General features: G+C 73.2%; 18 protein-coding genes and 3 tRNA genes. 14 read left to right on the forward strand and 7 right to left on the reverse strand.

Translation table 11 applies throughout. The features are described 5' to 3' along the window. Positions 1 to 187: 187 nt before the first annotated feature. Entirely contained in the window at positions 188 to 1,048 is an 861-nt protein-coding gene (htpX, locus tag HB370_RS23730; RefSeq protein WP_030778402.1) for a zinc metalloprotease HtpX, read from the forward strand. Next, complete coding sequence (locus HB370_RS23735) at positions 1,045 to 1,437, forward strand: YccF domain-containing protein (protein ID WP_030778404.1); 393 nt, start codon at positions 1,045 to 1,047, stop codon at positions 1,435 to 1,437. The genes htpX and HB370_RS23735 overlap by 4 nt, the downstream gene beginning before the upstream one ends. A gap of 28 nt (positions 1,438 to 1,465) precedes the next feature. Here the strand turns inward: HB370_RS23735 and HB370_RS23740 are convergent, their stop codons facing one another. Next, positions 1,466 to 2,719, reverse strand: coding sequence for an amino acid permease (locus tag HB370_RS23740; protein WP_030778408.1), 1,254 nt, complete (start codon positions 2,717 to 2,719; stop codon positions 1,466 to 1,468). Between the two features lie 157 nt (positions 2,720 to 2,876). Between HB370_RS23740 and HB370_RS23745 the strand changes: the two genes are divergently transcribed. Next, a complete protein-coding gene (locus HB370_RS23745; RefSeq protein WP_030778410.1) occupies positions 2,877 to 3,143 on the forward strand; it encodes a GlsB/YeaQ/YmgE family stress response membrane protein in 267 nt (88 codons plus the stop codon). 97 nt (positions 3,144 to 3,240) lie between these two features. Here the strand turns inward: HB370_RS23745 and HB370_RS23750 are convergent, their stop codons facing one another. After that, positions 3,241 to 3,729, reverse strand: coding sequence for a YajQ family cyclic di-GMP-binding protein (locus HB370_RS23750; protein ID WP_030778411.1), 489 nt, complete (start codon positions 3,727 to 3,729; stop codon positions 3,241 to 3,243). Positions 3,730 to 3,955: 226 nt separating this feature from the next. On the opposite strand from HB370_RS23750, the gene HB370_RS23755 reads away from it, so the two are divergent. After that, positions 3,956 to 4,037, forward strand: a tRNA-Tyr gene (locus HB370_RS23755). 62 nt (positions 4,038 to 4,099) lie between these two features. Here HB370_RS23755 and HB370_RS23760 read toward each other — a convergent pair. Next, positions 4,100 to 6,718: a SpoIIE family protein phosphatase gene (locus tag HB370_RS23760; RefSeq protein ID WP_030778415.1), complete on the reverse strand. Its 2,619-nt coding sequence runs from the start codon at positions 6,716 to 6,718 to the stop codon at positions 4,100 to 4,102. A gap of 92 nt (positions 6,719 to 6,810) precedes the next feature. On the opposite strand from HB370_RS23760, the gene HB370_RS23765 reads away from it, so the two are divergent. The 3 genes from HB370_RS23765 to HB370_RS23775 all read left to right on the forward strand — a co-directional run bounded on the left by HB370_RS23765 (position 6,811) and on the right by HB370_RS23775 (position 8,161). Further along, complete coding sequence (locus tag HB370_RS23765) at positions 6,811 to 7,536, forward strand: class I SAM-dependent methyltransferase (protein ID WP_030778417.1); 726 nt, start codon at positions 6,811 to 6,813, stop codon at positions 7,534 to 7,536. Between the two features lie 110 nt (positions 7,537 to 7,646). Continuing rightward, entirely contained in the window at positions 7,647 to 7,871 is a 225-nt protein-coding gene (locus tag HB370_RS23770) for a hypothetical protein (protein WP_030641125.1), read from the forward strand. Between the two features lie 77 nt (positions 7,872 to 7,948). Beyond that, positions 7,949 to 8,161 (forward strand): hypothetical protein, encoded by a 213-nt coding sequence (locus tag HB370_RS23775; RefSeq protein ID WP_030778419.1) that lies wholly within the window; start codon positions 7,949 to 7,951, stop codon positions 8,159 to 8,161. Positions 8,162 to 8,167: 6 nt separating this feature from the next. On the opposite strand, the gene HB370_RS23780 is transcribed toward HB370_RS23775, so the two are convergent. Continuing rightward, complete coding sequence (locus HB370_RS23780) at positions 8,168 to 8,824, reverse strand: SDR family oxidoreductase (RefSeq protein ID WP_030778420.1); 657 nt, start codon at positions 8,822 to 8,824, stop codon at positions 8,168 to 8,170. 123 nt (positions 8,825 to 8,947) lie between these two features. Then, positions 8,948 to 10,222, reverse strand: a complete 1,275-nt coding sequence (locus tag HB370_RS23785) for a hydrolase (RefSeq protein ID WP_030778422.1) — start codon at positions 10,220 to 10,222, stop codon at positions 8,948 to 8,950. Between the two features lie 241 nt (positions 10,223 to 10,463). Between HB370_RS23785 and HB370_RS23790 the strand changes: the two genes are divergently transcribed. The 6 genes from HB370_RS23790 (at position 10,464) to HB370_RS23815 (ending at position 13,152) form a co-directional block, all read left to right on the forward strand. Beyond that, positions 10,464 to 10,536 (forward strand) — tRNA-Thr (locus tag HB370_RS23790). A 46-nt stretch (positions 10,537 to 10,582) separates the two neighbouring features. Further along, positions 10,583 to 10,655 (forward strand) — tRNA-Met (locus HB370_RS23795). A gap of 90 nt (positions 10,656 to 10,745) precedes the next feature. After that, positions 10,746 to 10,910: a 50S ribosomal protein L33 gene (gene rpmG, locus HB370_RS23800; protein ID WP_003948671.1), complete on the forward strand. Its 165-nt coding sequence runs from the start codon at positions 10,746 to 10,748 to the stop codon at positions 10,908 to 10,910. 160 nt (positions 10,911 to 11,070) lie between these two features. Then, entirely contained in the window at positions 11,071 to 11,523 is a 453-nt protein-coding gene (locus HB370_RS23805) for a MaoC family dehydratase N-terminal domain-containing protein (protein WP_030601369.1), read from the forward strand. Between the two features lie 7 nt (positions 11,524 to 11,530). Further along, on the forward strand, positions 11,531 to 11,959 hold the full coding sequence (locus HB370_RS23810; RefSeq protein ID WP_030778424.1) for a MaoC family dehydratase: 429 nt from the start codon (positions 11,531 to 11,533) through the stop codon (positions 11,957 to 11,959). 137 nt (positions 11,960 to 12,096) lie between these two features. After that, positions 12,097 to 13,152, forward strand: a complete 1,056-nt coding sequence (locus HB370_RS23815) for a UDP-N-acetylmuramate dehydrogenase (protein WP_030778427.1) — start codon at positions 12,097 to 12,099, stop codon at positions 13,150 to 13,152. A 13-nt stretch (positions 13,153 to 13,165) separates the two neighbouring features. On the opposite strand, the gene HB370_RS23820 is transcribed toward HB370_RS23815, so the two are convergent. Next, on the reverse strand, positions 13,166 to 13,798 hold the full coding sequence (locus HB370_RS23820; protein ID WP_030778429.1) for an NAD(P)H-binding protein: 633 nt from the start codon (positions 13,796 to 13,798) through the stop codon (positions 13,166 to 13,168). A gap of 113 nt (positions 13,799 to 13,911) precedes the next feature. Between HB370_RS23820 and HB370_RS23825 the strand changes: the two genes are divergently transcribed. After that, positions 13,912 to 14,535, forward strand: coding sequence for a TetR/AcrR family transcriptional regulator (locus tag HB370_RS23825; RefSeq protein WP_030778431.1), 624 nt, complete (start codon positions 13,912 to 13,914; stop codon positions 14,533 to 14,535). A 199-nt stretch (positions 14,536 to 14,734) separates the two neighbouring features. On the opposite strand, the gene HB370_RS23830 is transcribed toward HB370_RS23825, so the two are convergent. Further along, positions 14,735 to 15,775: an adenosine deaminase gene (locus HB370_RS23830; RefSeq protein ID WP_030778433.1), complete on the reverse strand. Its 1,041-nt coding sequence runs from the start codon at positions 15,773 to 15,775 to the stop codon at positions 14,735 to 14,737. Positions 15,776 to 15,854: the final 79 nt, after the last annotated feature.

Genomic DNA, 15,854 nt, shown 5'->3' on the forward strand with positions numbered 1-15,854 from the left:
CGGCACGCGCGCGCGGGGCACCCGTCGCGCCCCGCGCGCGTGCGCCCGTAAGGGCACGTCACCCGCCCCGGCCGGGGCGGGGGGCCGCGGGCACGCGGGAACTCGTGGGCCCCGCCCCGCGTTGTCGGAAGCGGGAGGGTCCACTGGATCGGAGTGATCCCCAGCAGCACGACTTGGAGGGCGCACCGTGCACCGCCGGCACAACGGGCTCAGGACGGCCGTACTCCTCGGAGGGCTGTCCGCGCTCATCATCGTCATCGGAGGCTTCTTCGGCCGCACCGGGCTGATCGTCGCCGTCCTGGTCGCCCTGGGCACGAACGCGTACGCGTACTGGAACAGCGACAAGCTAGCGCTCCGCGCGATGCGTGCCCGCCCGGTCAGCGAGTTCGAGGCCCCGGCGCTGTACCGGATGGTGCGGGAGCTGTCCACGCAGGCCCGCCAGCCCATGCCCCGGCTGTACATCTCGCCGACGGAGGCCCCGAACGCCTTCGCCACCGGCCGCAACCCGCGCAACGCAGCCGTGTGCTGCACCGAGGGCATCCTGCGCCTGCTGGACGAGCGCGAGCTGCGCGGTGTCATCGGCCACGAGCTGAGCCACGTCTACAACCGGGACATCCTCATCTCCTCGGTCGCCGGCGCGCTCGCCTCCGTGATCATGTTCCTGGTCAACTTCGCCTGGCTGATCCCGGTCGGCCGCTCGGACGACGACGAGGGGCCCGGCCTGTTCGGCATGCTGCTGATCATGATCCTGGGCCCGCTCGCCGCCTCCCTGATCCAGCTGGCCATCAGCCGCTCCCGGGAGTACGAGGCGGACGCCTCCGGCGCCCACCTCACCGGCGACCCGCTCGCCCTCGCCAGCGCCCTGCGCAAGCTGGAGACGGGCACCAAGCAGCTTCCGCTGCCCCCCGAGCCCCGGATCGAGACGGCGAGCCACATGATGATCGCCAACCCCTTCCGGCCGGGCCAGGGGATGTCCAAGATGTTCTCCACGCACCCGCCGATGGCGGAGCGCATCGCCCGCCTCGAAAGGATGGCAGGACAACAGTGAAGACCATCCTGAACGTCATCTGGCTCGTCCTGTCCGGCTTCTGGCTGTTCCTCGGGTACCTCTTCGCCGGCGTCCTGCTGTGCGTCACGGTCATCGGCATCCCCTTCGGGATCGCCGCCTTCCGCATCGGCGCCTACGCCCTGTGGCCCTTCGGGCACACCACGGTCGAGCGGCGCGACGCGGGCGCGCCCTCCTGCGTGGGCAACGCGCTGTGGCTGATCCTGGCCGGCTGGTGGCTGGCGCTCGCCCACATCGTCACCGGCGTCCTGCTGTGCGTCACGGTCATCGGCATCCCGTTCGGCATCGCCAACTTCAAGCTGATACCGGTCTCCCTGCTGCCGCTGGGCCGCGAGATCGTCCCCACCGACCGGCCGTTCGCCGCCCGCTGAGCCGACCGCGGGGCGCCCCGAAGAGGCATCAGGCCCCGCTCCGGCCCGCCCACCACCGCCGTACGCCGTAGACCGCCACGCCCAGCGCGAGCACGCCCGCGCCGACGGCCACCGAGACCGGCGGCAGTGCGAACGCCAGCGCGGCGCAGCCCAGCAGGCCCACGGCGGGCACCACGCGGGCACGCGGGGCCGCGCTCAGCGTCCAGGCCGAGGCGTTGGCGACGGCGTAGTAGGCGAGCACACCGAAGGACGAGAAACCGATCGCGCCGCGCACGTCCACCGTCGCGGCCAGCACGGCGACCACCGTGCCCACCGCCGCCTCCGCCCGGTGCGGCACCCGGAACCGCGGGTGCACGGCCGCCAGCGCGCCCGGCAGATGCCCGTCGCGGGCCATGGCGAGCGTCGTACGGGACACCCCGAGGATCAGCGCCAGCAGCGAGCCCAGCGCCGCCACCGCCGCCCCCGCCCGCACCACGGGCACCAGCCCCGGTGCCCCCGCCGCCCGCACCGCGTCGGCCAGCGGCGCCGCCGCGTGCCCGAGCCGGTCCGCGCCGAGCACACCGAGCACCGAGGCGGCCACGGCCGCGTACACCACCAGGGCGATGCCCAGCGCCAGCGGAACGGCCCTCGGGATCGTGCGCGCCGGATCGCGCACCTCCTCCCCGAGGGTGGCGATCCGCGCGTACCCGGCGAACGCGAAGAACAGCAGCCCGGCCGCCTGGAGCACCCCGCCCGGCCCCGCCGACGGGCCGCCGCCCAGCCGCCCCGCGTCCGCCCGGCCCGATGCCAGGCACACCACGACCACGGCGGCGAGCACGGCGAGGACGACGGCCACGATGCCCCGCGTCAGCCACGCCGACTTCTGGATCCCGCCGTAGTTCACGGCGGTCAGCGCCAGCACGGCGGCGACCGCCACCGCGTGCGCCTGCCCCGGCCACACGTACGTGCCCACGGTGAGCGCCATGGCCGCGCAGGAGGCCGTCTTGCCGACGACGAAGGCCCAGCCGGCCAGATACCCCCAGAAGGCGCCCAGCCGCTCCCTGCCGTACACGTAGGTGCCGCCGGAGGCCGGATAGCGGGCGGCCAGCCGGGCGGAGGACAGCGCGTTGCAGTAGGCGACCACGGCGGCGAGGGCGAGCCCGTGGAGCAGCCCGGACCCGGCCGCCCGCGCGGCGGGGCCCGGCGCGGCGAACACCCCGGCGCCGATCATCGACCCCAGGCCCACGACCACGGCGTCCCGCACGCCCAGACCACGGCGCAGACCGGCATCCGTACGTGTCATGCGCCGCACCCTACTGAGCGCGGCAACCAGCGGATGGACCGCCGGCGTCTTCTTTCTCGACACGGCACGAACACGCGCGCGTGCCGGGCACCGGGCCCACGGCGGAGAACCGGGGTACGGACAGCGCGGACACCGCGCGGGAGGGCAGGTTCACGGCATGGGCATCATCAGCTGGATCATCCTGGGGCTGCTGGCCGGAGCCATCGCCAAGCTCCTGCTGCCGGGCCGCGACCCCGGCGGCTTCATCGGGACGACCCTCATCGGCATCGCGGGCGCGTTCCTCGGCGGCTGGATCTCGGCGCGCTGGCTGGACCACCCGGTCAGCAAGCACTTCTACGACGGCGCGACCTGGGCGGCGGCCATCGGCGGCTCCCTGGTGCTGCTGATCGTCTACCGCATCCTGTTCGGCAACTCACGCGACTGATCCGGCGACTTGCGCGACCGAGCGCGGCCGGAGGCGGTCCGGGCGGCACGGAAGGGCGGGTGCCCCACGGCACCCGCCCTTTCCGCGTTCCGTGCGCCTAGCGGTAGTTCACGAACTGCAGCGCGAAGTCGAAGTCCTTGCCCTTCAGGAGGGCGATCACGGCCTGGAGGTCGTCGCGGCTCTTGGAGCTGACGCGCAGCTCGTCACCCTGGACCTGCGCCTTGACGCCCTTGGGGCCCTCGTCGCGGATGATCTTCGCCACCTTCTTGGCGTTCTCCTGGGAGATGCCCTCCTGGATCGACGCGAAGATCTTGTACTCCTTGCCGGAGAGCTGCGGCTCGCCCGCCTCCAGCGCCTTCAGCGAGATGCCGCGCTTGATGAGCTTGGACTCGAAGACGTCGAGGACGGCCTTCACCCGGTCCTCGGAGTTCGCCTCCATGAGGATCTTCTCGCCGGACCACGAGATCGAAGCCCCCACGCCCTTGAAGTCGTAGCGCTGAGAGATCTCCTTGGCGGCCTGGTTGAGGGCGTTGTCGACCTCCTGCCGCTCGACCTTCGAGACGATGTCGAAACTGGAGTCGGCCATGTCCTGTGGCTCCTTGTATCGGGGTGCGTATGGGGTGGGTGCCGGCGCGCGGCGGCGACCGCCGGGCCCGGTGGAGCACCGGGCCGCATCCGCACCAGCCTAGCCACCCCGCGCCCCCGGATGCGGAGATCAACCGGGTGGCGAAGCACCCCCGTGCATCGGGTATTGTTTACGTCGTTGCCGGGGAACACCGCCGAAAGGCGGGGTTCGAACGGCAGCGATACCCGGCGGTGTGCCCGAGCGGCCAAAGGGAGCAGACTGTAAATCTGCCGGCTCAGCCTTCCCAGGTTCGAATCCTGGCGCCGCCACACGGGAACGATGGCCCCGTGACCTGCGATACGCAGGTCACGGGGCCATCGTCGTACGTGGGTCAGGCCGGTGGACCGGGGCGGAGGGCGAGCAGGGCTATGTCGTCGGTCGTGTCGCGGCCGAATCTGAGGATCAGTTCGTCGCAGAAGACGTCCAGCGGGGCCCGCGCCAGGGCGGCGGTGGAGCGGCGGAGCCTGCTCATGGCCTCGTCCAGCGACTCACCGCGGCGTTCGATGAGGCCGTCCGTGAAGAACAGCAGCGTGGAGTGGGGCGGCAGCAGCTCCCAGGCGGACCGGCGGGGCAGCTGCGGGTCCATCCCGATCAGCAGGCCCCGGCCCGCGTCCAGGTACCGCGTCCCGCCCTCCTCGGTGGTCAGCAGGGGCGGCAGGTGGCCGGCCGAGGAGTAGTGCAGGTACGTCGTGTGCGCGTCGCTCTTGACCAGGCCGTACACGCAGGTGGCGGTGAACTGCGGGTTCAGGGTCTGGCTCGCCAGGTCCAGGCGGCGCAGGACCTCCTCGGGCGGTTCCTGCCGGTCGACGGCGATACCGCGCAGCATGTTCCGCAGGGTGCTCATGGCGACCGCGGCCTGGAGGTCGTGACCGGACACGTCCCCGATGACCAGCACGATGTCACCGCCCGGCAGCGTGAAGGCGTCGTACCAGTCGCCGCCGACCTCGGCGGTGGTGCTGGACGGCACATAGCGGGCGGCCAGCTCCAGACGGTCGGCGCGGGGCAGTTCGGGCAGCAGCGCGCGCTGGAGGTGCTCGGCGTTGGAGCGGGCGTGCTGGTGCAGACGGGCGTTGTCCACGCCGAGCGCGACGGCGCGGACCAGCTCCGCGATCAAGGGAACGTCTTCCTTGGCGAACGGGCGCCCGGCATCGGTACGGACCATGGTCAGGGCCCCGAACACCGCGCTCTCGGCCCGCAGCGGAGCGACGACCGCGCTGCTCGCGCCCAGCTGCCGCACGAGGTCCCGCTGCCGGGCGTCCAAGGGGCTCTGCGGGTCGTCGGGCGGGGAGATGTCGGTCACCAGCAGCGGGCCGGCGCCGCGCACCACCCTGAGCAGCGAACTCTGCGTGGCCCCGGACGCCGGCGGCAGCGTGCCGAGGTGGGCCTCGGACACCGGCGCGTGGGGGTCGCGGTGCACGACACAGACCCGCTCCAGCCGCCCCTGCTCGTCGACGAGGTCCGCCGCACACCAGTCGGCCAGGTTCCGGGTCAGGACATGGCACACCCGTCGTAGCCGCTCCTCCGGATCGAGGGTGCTGGTCAGCGCCATGCCGGTGTCGGCGAACAGGGACAGCCACTCCGGCGCCGCCGTCTCCGTGCTCAGCGTCTTCGCCTTCTTGGTGGTGGTCGGCAGGTGCACCGGTCCCGGCACCGGCCGGGTGGCGGGGCGGACGTCCCCGGGGGTGTCCGGCGGGGCGGGGGGAGCCGTCGTCATGGTGAGCTGGGCGACGAACACGGTCCGCCCGTCGATCGCCTCCTGCGTCTGGATGGTGAGGCGGATCGGGACCACCCGGCCGTCCCGGTGCAGCGCGGGCACCGGGATCGGACGGCCCAGGATGCGGGACTCGCCGGTGAGCAGCAGCGAGGTGAAGGCCGTCACATGGCGTCGGCGGAGGTGTTCGGGCATGAGCACGGTCAGCGGCCGGCCGACGAGATCGTGCGCAGGCCAGCCCAGCAGGCCCGACGCGGCGTCGTTCACCGCGACGATCCGGTTGGTGTCGTCGGCCGCGACGGTCGGCACGAGGGCCGCCTCCACCTCGCTCGCGTCCCAGGGCGCCAGATCCGTCGGGTTGGCGCCCGGGGCGCCGGTGACCTGCGTCCACGAGGTGGGCTGTCCGCCGAGCAGCTGGCCGGTGATCTGGTCGAGCAGCCAGTGCCGGAAGGCCCGGATGTGCGGCAGGGGCGGCAGGGCCAGCAGGCTTTCCTGCTGTGCCGCGGTGTCGGCGGCGTCGAGGACCCGGCGCAGCGTCGCGATGCGGGGCGCCGCGTCCGCCGCGAACGCCACCCGCAGGGAGAGCGTCGAACTGTCGGGGGTCTCCTGCTCCACCGCCGCCGTCATGGACGCGCAGATCATCCCGCTCGTGTCCTGGGCGACGGCGTGGTCCTCGGGGGACACCCCGGTCCAGGAGGTGCCGGGCCGGGCGAGGAGCAGTTCGCGCAGCAGCCCCTCCCACTGCTGCTGGGCCGCCCAGTAGAGGGCGTACGGTACGTCGTTCAGCGTCACGGTGACGGTCCGGCCGGGCGGCGCCACGGTCTCCCACGCGGACGGAGGCGGCGCCGGTGCCTCGGGCCACACCTCGAACCAGACCGTCTTGCGGTCCTCCCCGCTGTGGACGCCATGGCTGGTGGCCAGCTCCTCGACCAGGGCCAGGCCCCTGCCGGTGCTGGCGTACAGGTGACGGACGTGCGGTACCAGCCCGTGGTCCGGGCGGTGATCGCTGACCCGCACATGGGCCTGGCCCTCGACGGTCCAGGCCTCGACCTCGATCCCGGTGCGCGCGTGGACGACCGCGTTGGTCACCAGCTCGCCCGTCAGCAGCTCGGCGGTCTCCACCACGTCCGGCGCCAGACCGTCCAGCACCGACCGTACGAACCTCCGGGCCGCCACGACGTTCTCCGGCGCCGGAGCCAGGCGCCGCGCCGACGCTCCCGGAGGAATCGGGCTGCCCATACCGGCTGGGTGCCCAGAACCCCGTACCTGAACTCCGCCCGCCCGGGAAAACCGGTCGTCGGCCGCGCCCGGCGCCGCGTACGTTCGTCCGCATGGCCGACGACTGCTTCGCGCACCCACGTCTCGCCGCGGTCTACGACCCGCTCCACTCCGGCCGGGCGGACCTCGACGCGTATCTGGGCATGGCGGAGGAGTTCGGGGCGCGCCGCGTGCTGGACATCGGCTGCGGGACCGGGGTGTTCGCCCTCCTCCTGGCCGGTCGCGGCATCGAGGTCGTCGGCGTCGACCCCGCCCGGGCCTCCCTGGACGTCGCCCGGGCCAAACCGGGTGGCGAGCGCGTCCGCTGGATCCACGGTGACGCGACCGGCCTTCCGCCGCTCCGGGCGGACCTGGCGACGATGACGGGGAACGTCGCCCAGGCCGTCGTCGATCCGCACGCGTGGCGGGAGACGCTGCGGGGAGCCCGGGAAGCGCTGCGGCCCGGCGGACGGCTGGTCTTCGAGACACGTGATCCGGCCCGGCGCGGCTGGGCGGAGTGGACCCGTGAGCAGTCGTACTTCGTGACGGAGGTCCCCGGTGCCGGAACGGTCGAGTACTGGGTCGAGGTGACCGAGGTGAGCGGCCCGCTGGTGACCTTCCGCCAGAGCTACGCCTTCGCGGCGGACGGACAGGTGCTCACCTCGGACTCCACGCTGCGCTTCCGGGAGCGCGCCGAGGTCGAGCGGGACCTGCTCGCGCACGGCTACGTGGTCGAGGAGGTCCGTGACGCCCCCGACAGACCGGGACGGGAGCTCGTCTTCGTGGCCCGTCGCCCATGAACTCCGTGGCCCGCCGCCCATGACTCCGGAACGCTCCCAGGACCCTGGTCCCAGCCGGTCGGATGACCGGCCCGGGTGCGGGGCCGGGCGGTCCGGACGATGCTGGAGCCATGGCCGGGAAACGCCCCATCATCGTGCACCTGCCGTCCCCGACCGGCGGCCGCCGGGTGCGGGTCGACGGCGAGATCCTCGGACTCGCGCACAACGTGCGGGACCTCGTGGAGTTCCTGCGCCGGGCGGGGCTGGAGATCGAACCTGAGGAGGTCGCCGACTCCCCGCTGATCGACTGGCGCGGAGTGGGCCCCGACCGGTGGGAGGCGGAGACCCGGACCTGACCACGCCATCACGCCCGCCCGTACGCGCATCTGACGGCCGGTCGGTGTCCCGGCACGCCGGCGGGCACACTGGCGGTATGTCCTCCCGACGCAGAACCTGTCCCGTGTGCCACCGCGACATCGCCGTCGTAGCGGGCCGTTTCGCGCGCCACGACCCGCCCGGGGCGCGGGCGAACGGCGACCTCGTCTCCTGCGCCGGATCCCGGCGGCACGCGCAACTCGGCGCCGCCCAGCCCTCCTTGGACGGCTATGTCCTGCCGGAGTTTCCCGGTCAGCTGCCCTTGTTCTGAGTCCGCTCAGTTCCCGGCCACCGACTTGACCGCGACCGACACCGGCGTGGAACCGCTGATCAGCTCCAGCGTGAGACCGGCCGTCGCGGGCGTGTCCACCAGCTCCGCGAGGACGGCCGCGACATCGTCCCGGGGGACGGAGCCGCGCCCGGTGTGCGCCTCCATGCGGACCAGTCCGGTGCCCGGCTCGTCCGTCAGCGCGCCGGGGCGCAGGATCGTCCAGTCCAGCGCCTCCTGCCGGGTGACGTACGCGTCGGCCTCGCCCTTGGCGCGCAGATACGCGTCGAAGACCTCGTCCCCCTGGTGCGCGGGGTCCGCGCCCATCGAGGACACCACCAGGAAGCGCCGTACGCGCGCGCGTACGGCCGCGTCCGCGAACAGCACCGCCGCGCCCCTGTCCACCGTGTCCTTGCGGACCGCGCCGCTGCCCGGGCCCGCGCCCGCCGCGAAGACCGCCGCGTCGGCGCCCTGGAGGTGTGCCGCGACCTCCTCCAGCAGGGCCGACTCCAGGTCGAGCAGGACCGGTTCGGCGCCGGCCGCCCGCAGGTCGTCGCCCTGCTCCGGCGTGCGGATGATCCCCGCGACCTCGTCACCGCGCGCGGAGAGCAGGCGCTCCAGCCGCAACGCGATCTGACCATGACCACCAGCGATGACAATGCGCATGATTCCGACCGTACGCCCGCAGGGCCACGCCCGCCGCACGAGTCGACCGGCATGACACCGGCCCCGCGTACGAGCGCGGCCACGCGCGCGTGCACCCCTGCCGGACCCCGCCCGGCGGCCCGCTCAGGACAGCTCTCCGCGGCCCTGCCGGGGCAGCCCCGGTTCCTCCGCGCCGGTCGCGTGGCAGTACTCGCGTACCGCGCTCGTACGGGCCACCACGCGGCCCCGGTGCACCACGATCCGGCTGTAGGCCAGGGAGAGCGCCCCGGCCAGCCGGTCGCCGCGTACGGCCAGCAACTCGGCCGGGAAGCCCGCCTCCACCCGTACCTCCGGCAGGCCCAGCGCCGCCCGGGCCGAGGCGGACACCGCGTCGTAGGCGTCCTCGGGGCGCAGTCCGTGGACGGACGCGAGGAGGTACGCCGCCTCCAAGGGGTCGCCGCGGCCCACGGGGTTGGAGACATCGCGCAGCGCCCCGCCGCCGGCCGTCACCCGTACCCCGGCCGCCCGCAGCAGCCGTACCGGTGCCGTGCCGCGCCGGGACGTGCCGCCGCAGCCGCCCTGGGGCAGGCAGACCACCGTCACGCCGGCCGCCGCGAGTTGGTCGGCGGCGCGCGAGGCGAGCTGGGCGGGCAGGCGCGCGAGACCGGCGCACGGTCCGATCGTCACGCCGGGGCGCAGGCCCCCGGCCATGGCCGCGAGCCGGGCCAGCCGGGCCGGGTCGGCGGCGTCGGTGTGCAGGTCCACCGGGCAGCCGTGTTCGGAGGCCACCTCCAGAACCGCCTCGACATAGCCGGCGGGGTCCGGGTCGAGGTCCGGGCAGCCGCCCACCACCGAGGCGCCCATCCTCACCGCGTCCCGCAGCATCGCCAGCCCGTCGGCCCCGGCCACCCCGGTCAGCAGCCGGGGCATCGCCACCGTCGTCAGTTCCGCCAGCCCCCGCAGCGACCGCCGGGCCCGCAGCACCGCGCCGAGCGCGCCGAGGCCCCGGACGTCGCCCACGCGCACGTGCGCGCGCACCGCCGTCGCGCCGAGCCCGAGGTGCAGCAGCGCCGCCTGGGTCGCCCGCCGCTGGACGTCCTCGGGGGCGTACGACACCGGCCCCGGGTGCTCGGCGGACAGCGCGGTGTCCCCGTGGGCGTGCGCTTCGGCCGGGGCCGGCAGCAGCAGGTAGCCGCTCAGGTCCACGCGGGCGAGGCCCGTGCGGGCCGGGCCCGGCGCGAGGCTGCCGACCGTGCCCACCGCCTCGATGCGCCCGCCGCCGAGCCGTACGTCCACGGTCCGGCCGTCGGTCAGCCGCGCCCCGCACAGCAGCAGGGCGGCCGGGCCGGACGGTCCCGGGGTTCCGGGCGGGCGCGGCGGGTTCGACGGCGGTTGCGGCTGCGGCTGGCTGTCGGGCATCGCGCTCCAGGTCGGGCGGGAGGGCTCGGGCGGGCCGGCGTGGGGCAGGGGCGCGTGGTCGCCCCAAGATCACGCAGGGCGAGTCGAGCCTAGGCTCGGGAGCCGCGCGGATCCCGCAGGAGCGCAATAGTCGTACCGGCGTGGTCCGCCCTCTCCCGGCACCCCGCGGAGGGCTCCCGGTGGGGCGGCGGGATACGGATTTGGGTGAACGGCGGCGGACCGTGTAATGTCTTCATCGCTCGCCCCAATAGCTCAGTCGGCAGAGCGTCTCCATGGTAAGGAGAAGGTCAACGGTTCGATTCCGTTTTGGGGCTCTGATGTGAGAGGTTCCCGTCGCAAGGCGGGAGCTGATCTCATCAAAGCGGTGTAGCTCAGTCGGTAGAGCAAGCGGCTCATAATCGCTGTGTCACCGGTTCAAGTCCGGTCACCGCTACTGACAGTAGCCGATTGCGGGGTCGGTCCTTCGATCGGCTACTCTTTCTTGCGTTGAACCAGTCCATCCGTTCGTCTTAGGAGCACTCACGTGGCTGCCACCGACGTCCGCCCGAAGATCACGCTGGCCTGCGTGGAGTGCAAGGAGCGGAACTACATCACCAAGAAGAACCGGCGTAACAACCCGGACCGTCTTGAGATGAAGAAGCACTGCCCGCGTTGCAACGCGCACACCGCGCACCGCGAAACGCGATAAATCAGGCTCGTCCGTGAGGCCGTCCCCTTCCGAGGGGGCGGCCTCACGGCGTTTCCACGGCCCGTCCCGCATCGAGGCCCCCACCGGCCCCCCGCGCATTCCGCGACCGGTTTCCGGCTAATTTGGGGCCATCACAGCAGAGATCAGGAGGTGCCGGGCCATGGCGCTCGACCAGTCCTTCGTGGGACGGACCTACCCGCCCACCGCGCCCTATGAGGTGGGCCGGGAGAAGATCCGCGAGTTCGCCGAGGCGGTGGGCGAGACCAACCCGGTGTACACCGATCCCGAGGCCGCCAAGGAATTCGGCTACCCCGATGTGATCGCCCCGCCGACCTTCGTGTTCTCCATCACCTTCCGGGCCGCCGGACAGGTCGTCCAGGACCCGCAGCTCGGCCTGGACTACAGCCGCGTGGTGCACGGCGACCAGAAGTTCGCCTACGCCCGCCCGGTGCGCGCCGGCGACCGGCTCACGGTCACCTCCACCATCGAGGCGATCAAGTCCCTCGCGGGCAACGACATCCTGGACATCCGCGGTGAGGTCCACGACGAGTCCGGCGAGCTCGTCGTGACCGCCTGGACCAAGCTCGTGGCCCGCGCGGCCGAGGAGGCGTGAGGATCCGATGACGGCGAAGATCGCGTACGACGAGGTCGAGGTCGGCACCGAGCTGCCGGCGCGGAGCTTCCCGGTGACGCGCGCCACGCTGGTGCGCTACGCCGGTGCCTCCGGGGACTTCAACCCGATCCACTGGAACGAGAAGTTCGCCAAGGAGGTGGGCCTGCCGGACGTCATCGCGCACGGCATGTTCACCATGGCCGAGGCGATCCGCGTGGTCACGGACTGGACCGGGGACCCGGGCGCGGTCGTGGAGTACGGCGTCCGCTTCACCCGGCCCGTCGTCGTCCCGAACGACGACCAGGGCGCCCTGATCGAGGTCAGCGGCAAGGTCGCGGCCAAGCTGGACGACCACACCGTCCGCGTGGACCTGACGGCGACGAGCGCCGGCCAAAAGGTGCTGGGCATGTCCCGGGCGGTCGTACGCCTGGCCTGACGGAGCCGGAGCCGGTGTAAGGGGCGACCTCCTTGGAGGGGCGCCCCTTACGCGTCCGAGGCTCTGCCCGGCGTTCCCGGAGGCGGGTGCTCCCCGCCTGCCCGGCCCCCTCGGTGACGTCTCGTACGCTTGGCCCCGTGCAGGTACTCCACGACGCCCCCCTTGCCCCGCTGACCACCTTCCGGCTGGGCGGCCCCGCGACCCGGCTGGTCACGGCCGGCACCGACGCCGAGGTGATCGCCGCCGTACGCGAGGCCGACGACAGCGGTACGCCGCTGCTGGTCATCGGCGGCGGTTCGAACCTCGTCATCGGCGACAAGGGATTCGACGGCACCGCGCTGCGCATCGCCACGCGCGGCTTCGAACTGCGCGGCAACACGCTGGAGCTGGCGGCCGGCGAGGTGTGGAGCGACGCCGTCGCCCGCACCGTGGAGGCCGGGCTCGCCGGGATCGAGTGCCTGGCCGGCATCCCCGGCTCCGCGGGCGCCACGCCGATCCAGAACGTGGGCGCCTACGGCCAGGAGGTCTCCTCGACGATCACGGAGGTGATCGCGTACGACCGCCGGGCCGGCCGGACCGTCACCCTGACGAACGAGGAGTGCGCCTTCTCGTACCGCCACAGCCGCTTCAAGGCCGATCCGGACCGCTATGTCGTGCTCCGGGTCCGTTTCGGACTGGAGGACGCGGACGGGCTGTCCGCGCCGCTGAAGTACGCCGAGACCGCCCGCGCGCTCGGTGTGGCGACCGGCGACCGGGTGCCGCTCGCCGACGCCCGCGAGACCGTGCTGAAGCTGCGCGCCGGGAAGGGCATGGTGCTGGACCCGGAGGACCACGACACCTGGTCCGCCGGTTCCTTCTTCACCAACCCGATCCTCACCGACGAACAGTTCGCCGCCTTCCACGCGCGCGTGCGCGAGCGCCTGGGCGAGGGCGTCGAACCGCCCGCCTACCCGGCGGGGGAGGGCCGTACGAAGACGTCCGCGGCCTGGCTGATCGACAAGGCGGGCTTCACCAAGGGCTACGGCACCGGTCCCGCCCGCATCTCCACCAAGCACACCCTCGCCCTGACCAACCGGGGCGAGGCCACCACGGAGGACCTGCTCGCCCTGGCCCGCGAGGTGGTCGACGGGGTCCGCGCGGCCTTCGGAGTGACGCTCGTCAACGAGCCGGTGACCGTCGGCGTGAGCCTGTAGGGACGGGGCCGGCTCAGTAGGCCACTCCCACGCCCTGCCGCACGGTCTCCTTGGCGTCGATCATCGACAGCATCGCGTGCGCGACGTCCGCGCGCGCGAGGAAGCGGCCCCTGGCCGGGGTGCCGCCGACGACCGTGCGGTAGCGGCCGGTGAGCGGCTTGTCCTGGAGCCGCGGCGGCCGTACGCACGTCCAGTCGGTGTCGCTGCGGGCCAGGCCGGCCTCCATCTCGCGCAGATCGGCGTAGACGTCCTTCAGGACCGCCGACACGATCCCCCGCACCGCGCGGTCCAGGGGGCCGTCGCCCTCGGGGGCCGGGCCGACCGGGCTGGCACTGACCACCAGCAGCCGGCGCACCCCCTCCGCCTCCATGGCGCCGGTGATCGCCCGGGTCAGCCGGGCGGTCACCCCGTCGGCCTTGCGGCCGCGCGGCCCCAGGCCGGACAGGACGGCGTAGCGGCCCCGGACGGCGGCGCGCAGCTCCTCCGGGTCCTCCAGGCCGTTGCGGACGATCTCCAGGCGGTCCCCGGACACCGGGAGCCGGGCAGGATCCCGCACGACCGCCGTGACGTCGTGACCGGCGTCCAGGGCCTGGCGGACCAGTTCACGGCCGGTCCCCCCGGTGGCGCCGAAAACAGTGAGCTTCATGGTGATCTTCCCCGATTCCCGTGCGCGTCCATGGTGGGTGAGTGCTCACTCACCCACGTGCCTCCTAGAGTGAGTAATCACTTACTGATGCGTCAAGGCCGATTAGGAGTTCCATGGAGCCCGTGGAGACGAAGCCCGCGCGTGTGCGCATCCTCGAGGCCGCCCACGAGCTGATGCTCACCGTCGGACTCGCCCGCGCCACCACCAAGGAGATCGCCCGCGCGGCCGGCTGCTCCGAAGCGGCCCTCTACAAGTACTTCGACAGCAAGGAAGAGCTGTTCGTACGGGTACTCACCGAGCGGCTGCCCCGGCTCACCCCGCTGCTCGACAGCCTCTCCGCCGCGCCGGGACGGGCCACCCTGGAGGAGAACCTCACCGAGATCGCCCGCCAGGCCGCGCTCTTCTACGAGCAGAGCTTCCCGATCGCCGCGTCCCTGTACGCCGAGACCCAGCTCAAACGGCGCCACGACGACACCCTGCGCGCCCTCGGCTCCGGCCCGCACATGCCCATCCAGGGGGTGGACGCCTACCTCCGCGCCGAACAGGCCGCCGGCCGGGTCCGCGCCGACGCCGACACCTACGCCGCCGCCTCACTCCTCATGGGCGCCTGCGCCCAGCGGGCCTTCGCCTACGACGCCACCGAGACCGGGCGGCGGCCCCCGGTGGACGAGTTCGCCGCCCGCCTCGCCCGGACCCTCCTCGGCGGCATCCAGGCCCCGCACGAGCCGGTCAGGTGACCCCAGGGCCCCGCCGGGCGGTCTAGGCCCTGTCGTCAAACTCCCGCCTGTCGCGCGACGCCATGCACGCACTCTCGCCGCACCGGGCCCAGACCCAAGTACGTCCAGTACGAGGGTCAGGGCCCGGCACGCCGAGAGCACGCACCTGACGCCGCGCGACCCGCCCTTCGGGCGGACGGCGGGAGTTTGACGACAGGACCTAGGCGGCCGGACGGGCCAGCCAGTCGTCCACGCCCGCCAGCAGCCGCGCCTTGACCTCCTCCGGCGCGGCCGAGCCCCGCACCGACTGCCGGGCCAGCTCCGCGAGCTCCGCGTCCGAGAAGCCGTGGGCGTGCCGGGCGATCTCGTACTGCGCGGCCAGCCGCGAGCCGAACAGCAGCGGGTCGTCCGCGCCCAGCGCCATCGGCACGCCCGCTTCGAAGAGGGTGCGCAGCGGGACGTCCTGCGGCTTCTCGTACACGCCGAGCGCCACGTTCGAGGCCGGGCACACCTCGCAGGTCACGCCCCGGTCGGCCAGCCGCTTCAGCAGCCGCGGGTCCTCCGCGGCCCGCACCCCGTGCCCGATCCGGGAGGCGTGCAGATCGTCCAGGCAGTCCCGGACCGACGCCGGGCCGGCCAGCTCGCCGCCGTGCGGAGCCGACAGCAGCCCCGCCTCGCGGGCGATGTGGAAGGCCCGGTCGAAGTCCCGCGCCAGGCCCCGCCGCTCGTCGTTGGAGAGCCCGAAGCCGACCACGCCCCGGTCCGCGTAGCGCACCGCCAGCCGGGCCAGCGTGCGCGCGTCCAGGGGGTGTTTGATGCGGTTCGCGGCGACCAGGACGCGCATGCCGAGGCCGGTGTCCCGGGAGGCCGTGTCGACCGCGTCCAGGATGACCTCCAGCGCCGGGATCAGACCGCCCAGCCGGGGCGCGTACGACGTCGGGTCCACCTGGATCTCCAGCCAGCCCGAGCCGTCCCTCAGGTCCTCCTCCGCGGCCTCCCGGACCAGGCGCTGGATGTCCTCCGGGGTGCGCAGGCAGGAGCGGGCCGCGTCGTACAGCCGCTGGAAACGGAACCAGCCCCGCTCGTCCGTGGCGCGCAGCCGGGGCGGATCCCCGCTGACGAGGGAGTCCCGCAGCGTGTCGGGCAGCCGTACGCCGTACTTGTCGGCCAGCTCCAGCACGGTCCCTGGTCGCATCGACCCGGTGAAGTGCAGGTGCAGATGGGCTTTCGGCAGCTCAGAGAGATCACGTACACGCTCCATTCCCAGATCCTGCCGTACGTCACCGTCTTCCCGGTAGCCGTTTCACCGTAGGTGGGCCGGCCCGTACACACGAACGGGC

The organism is Streptomyces sp. DSM 40868 (genome assembly GCF_011820545.1).
Taxonomy (GTDB): domain Bacteria; phylum Actinomycetota; class Actinomycetes; order Streptomycetales; family Streptomycetaceae; genus Streptomyces; species Streptomyces eurythermus.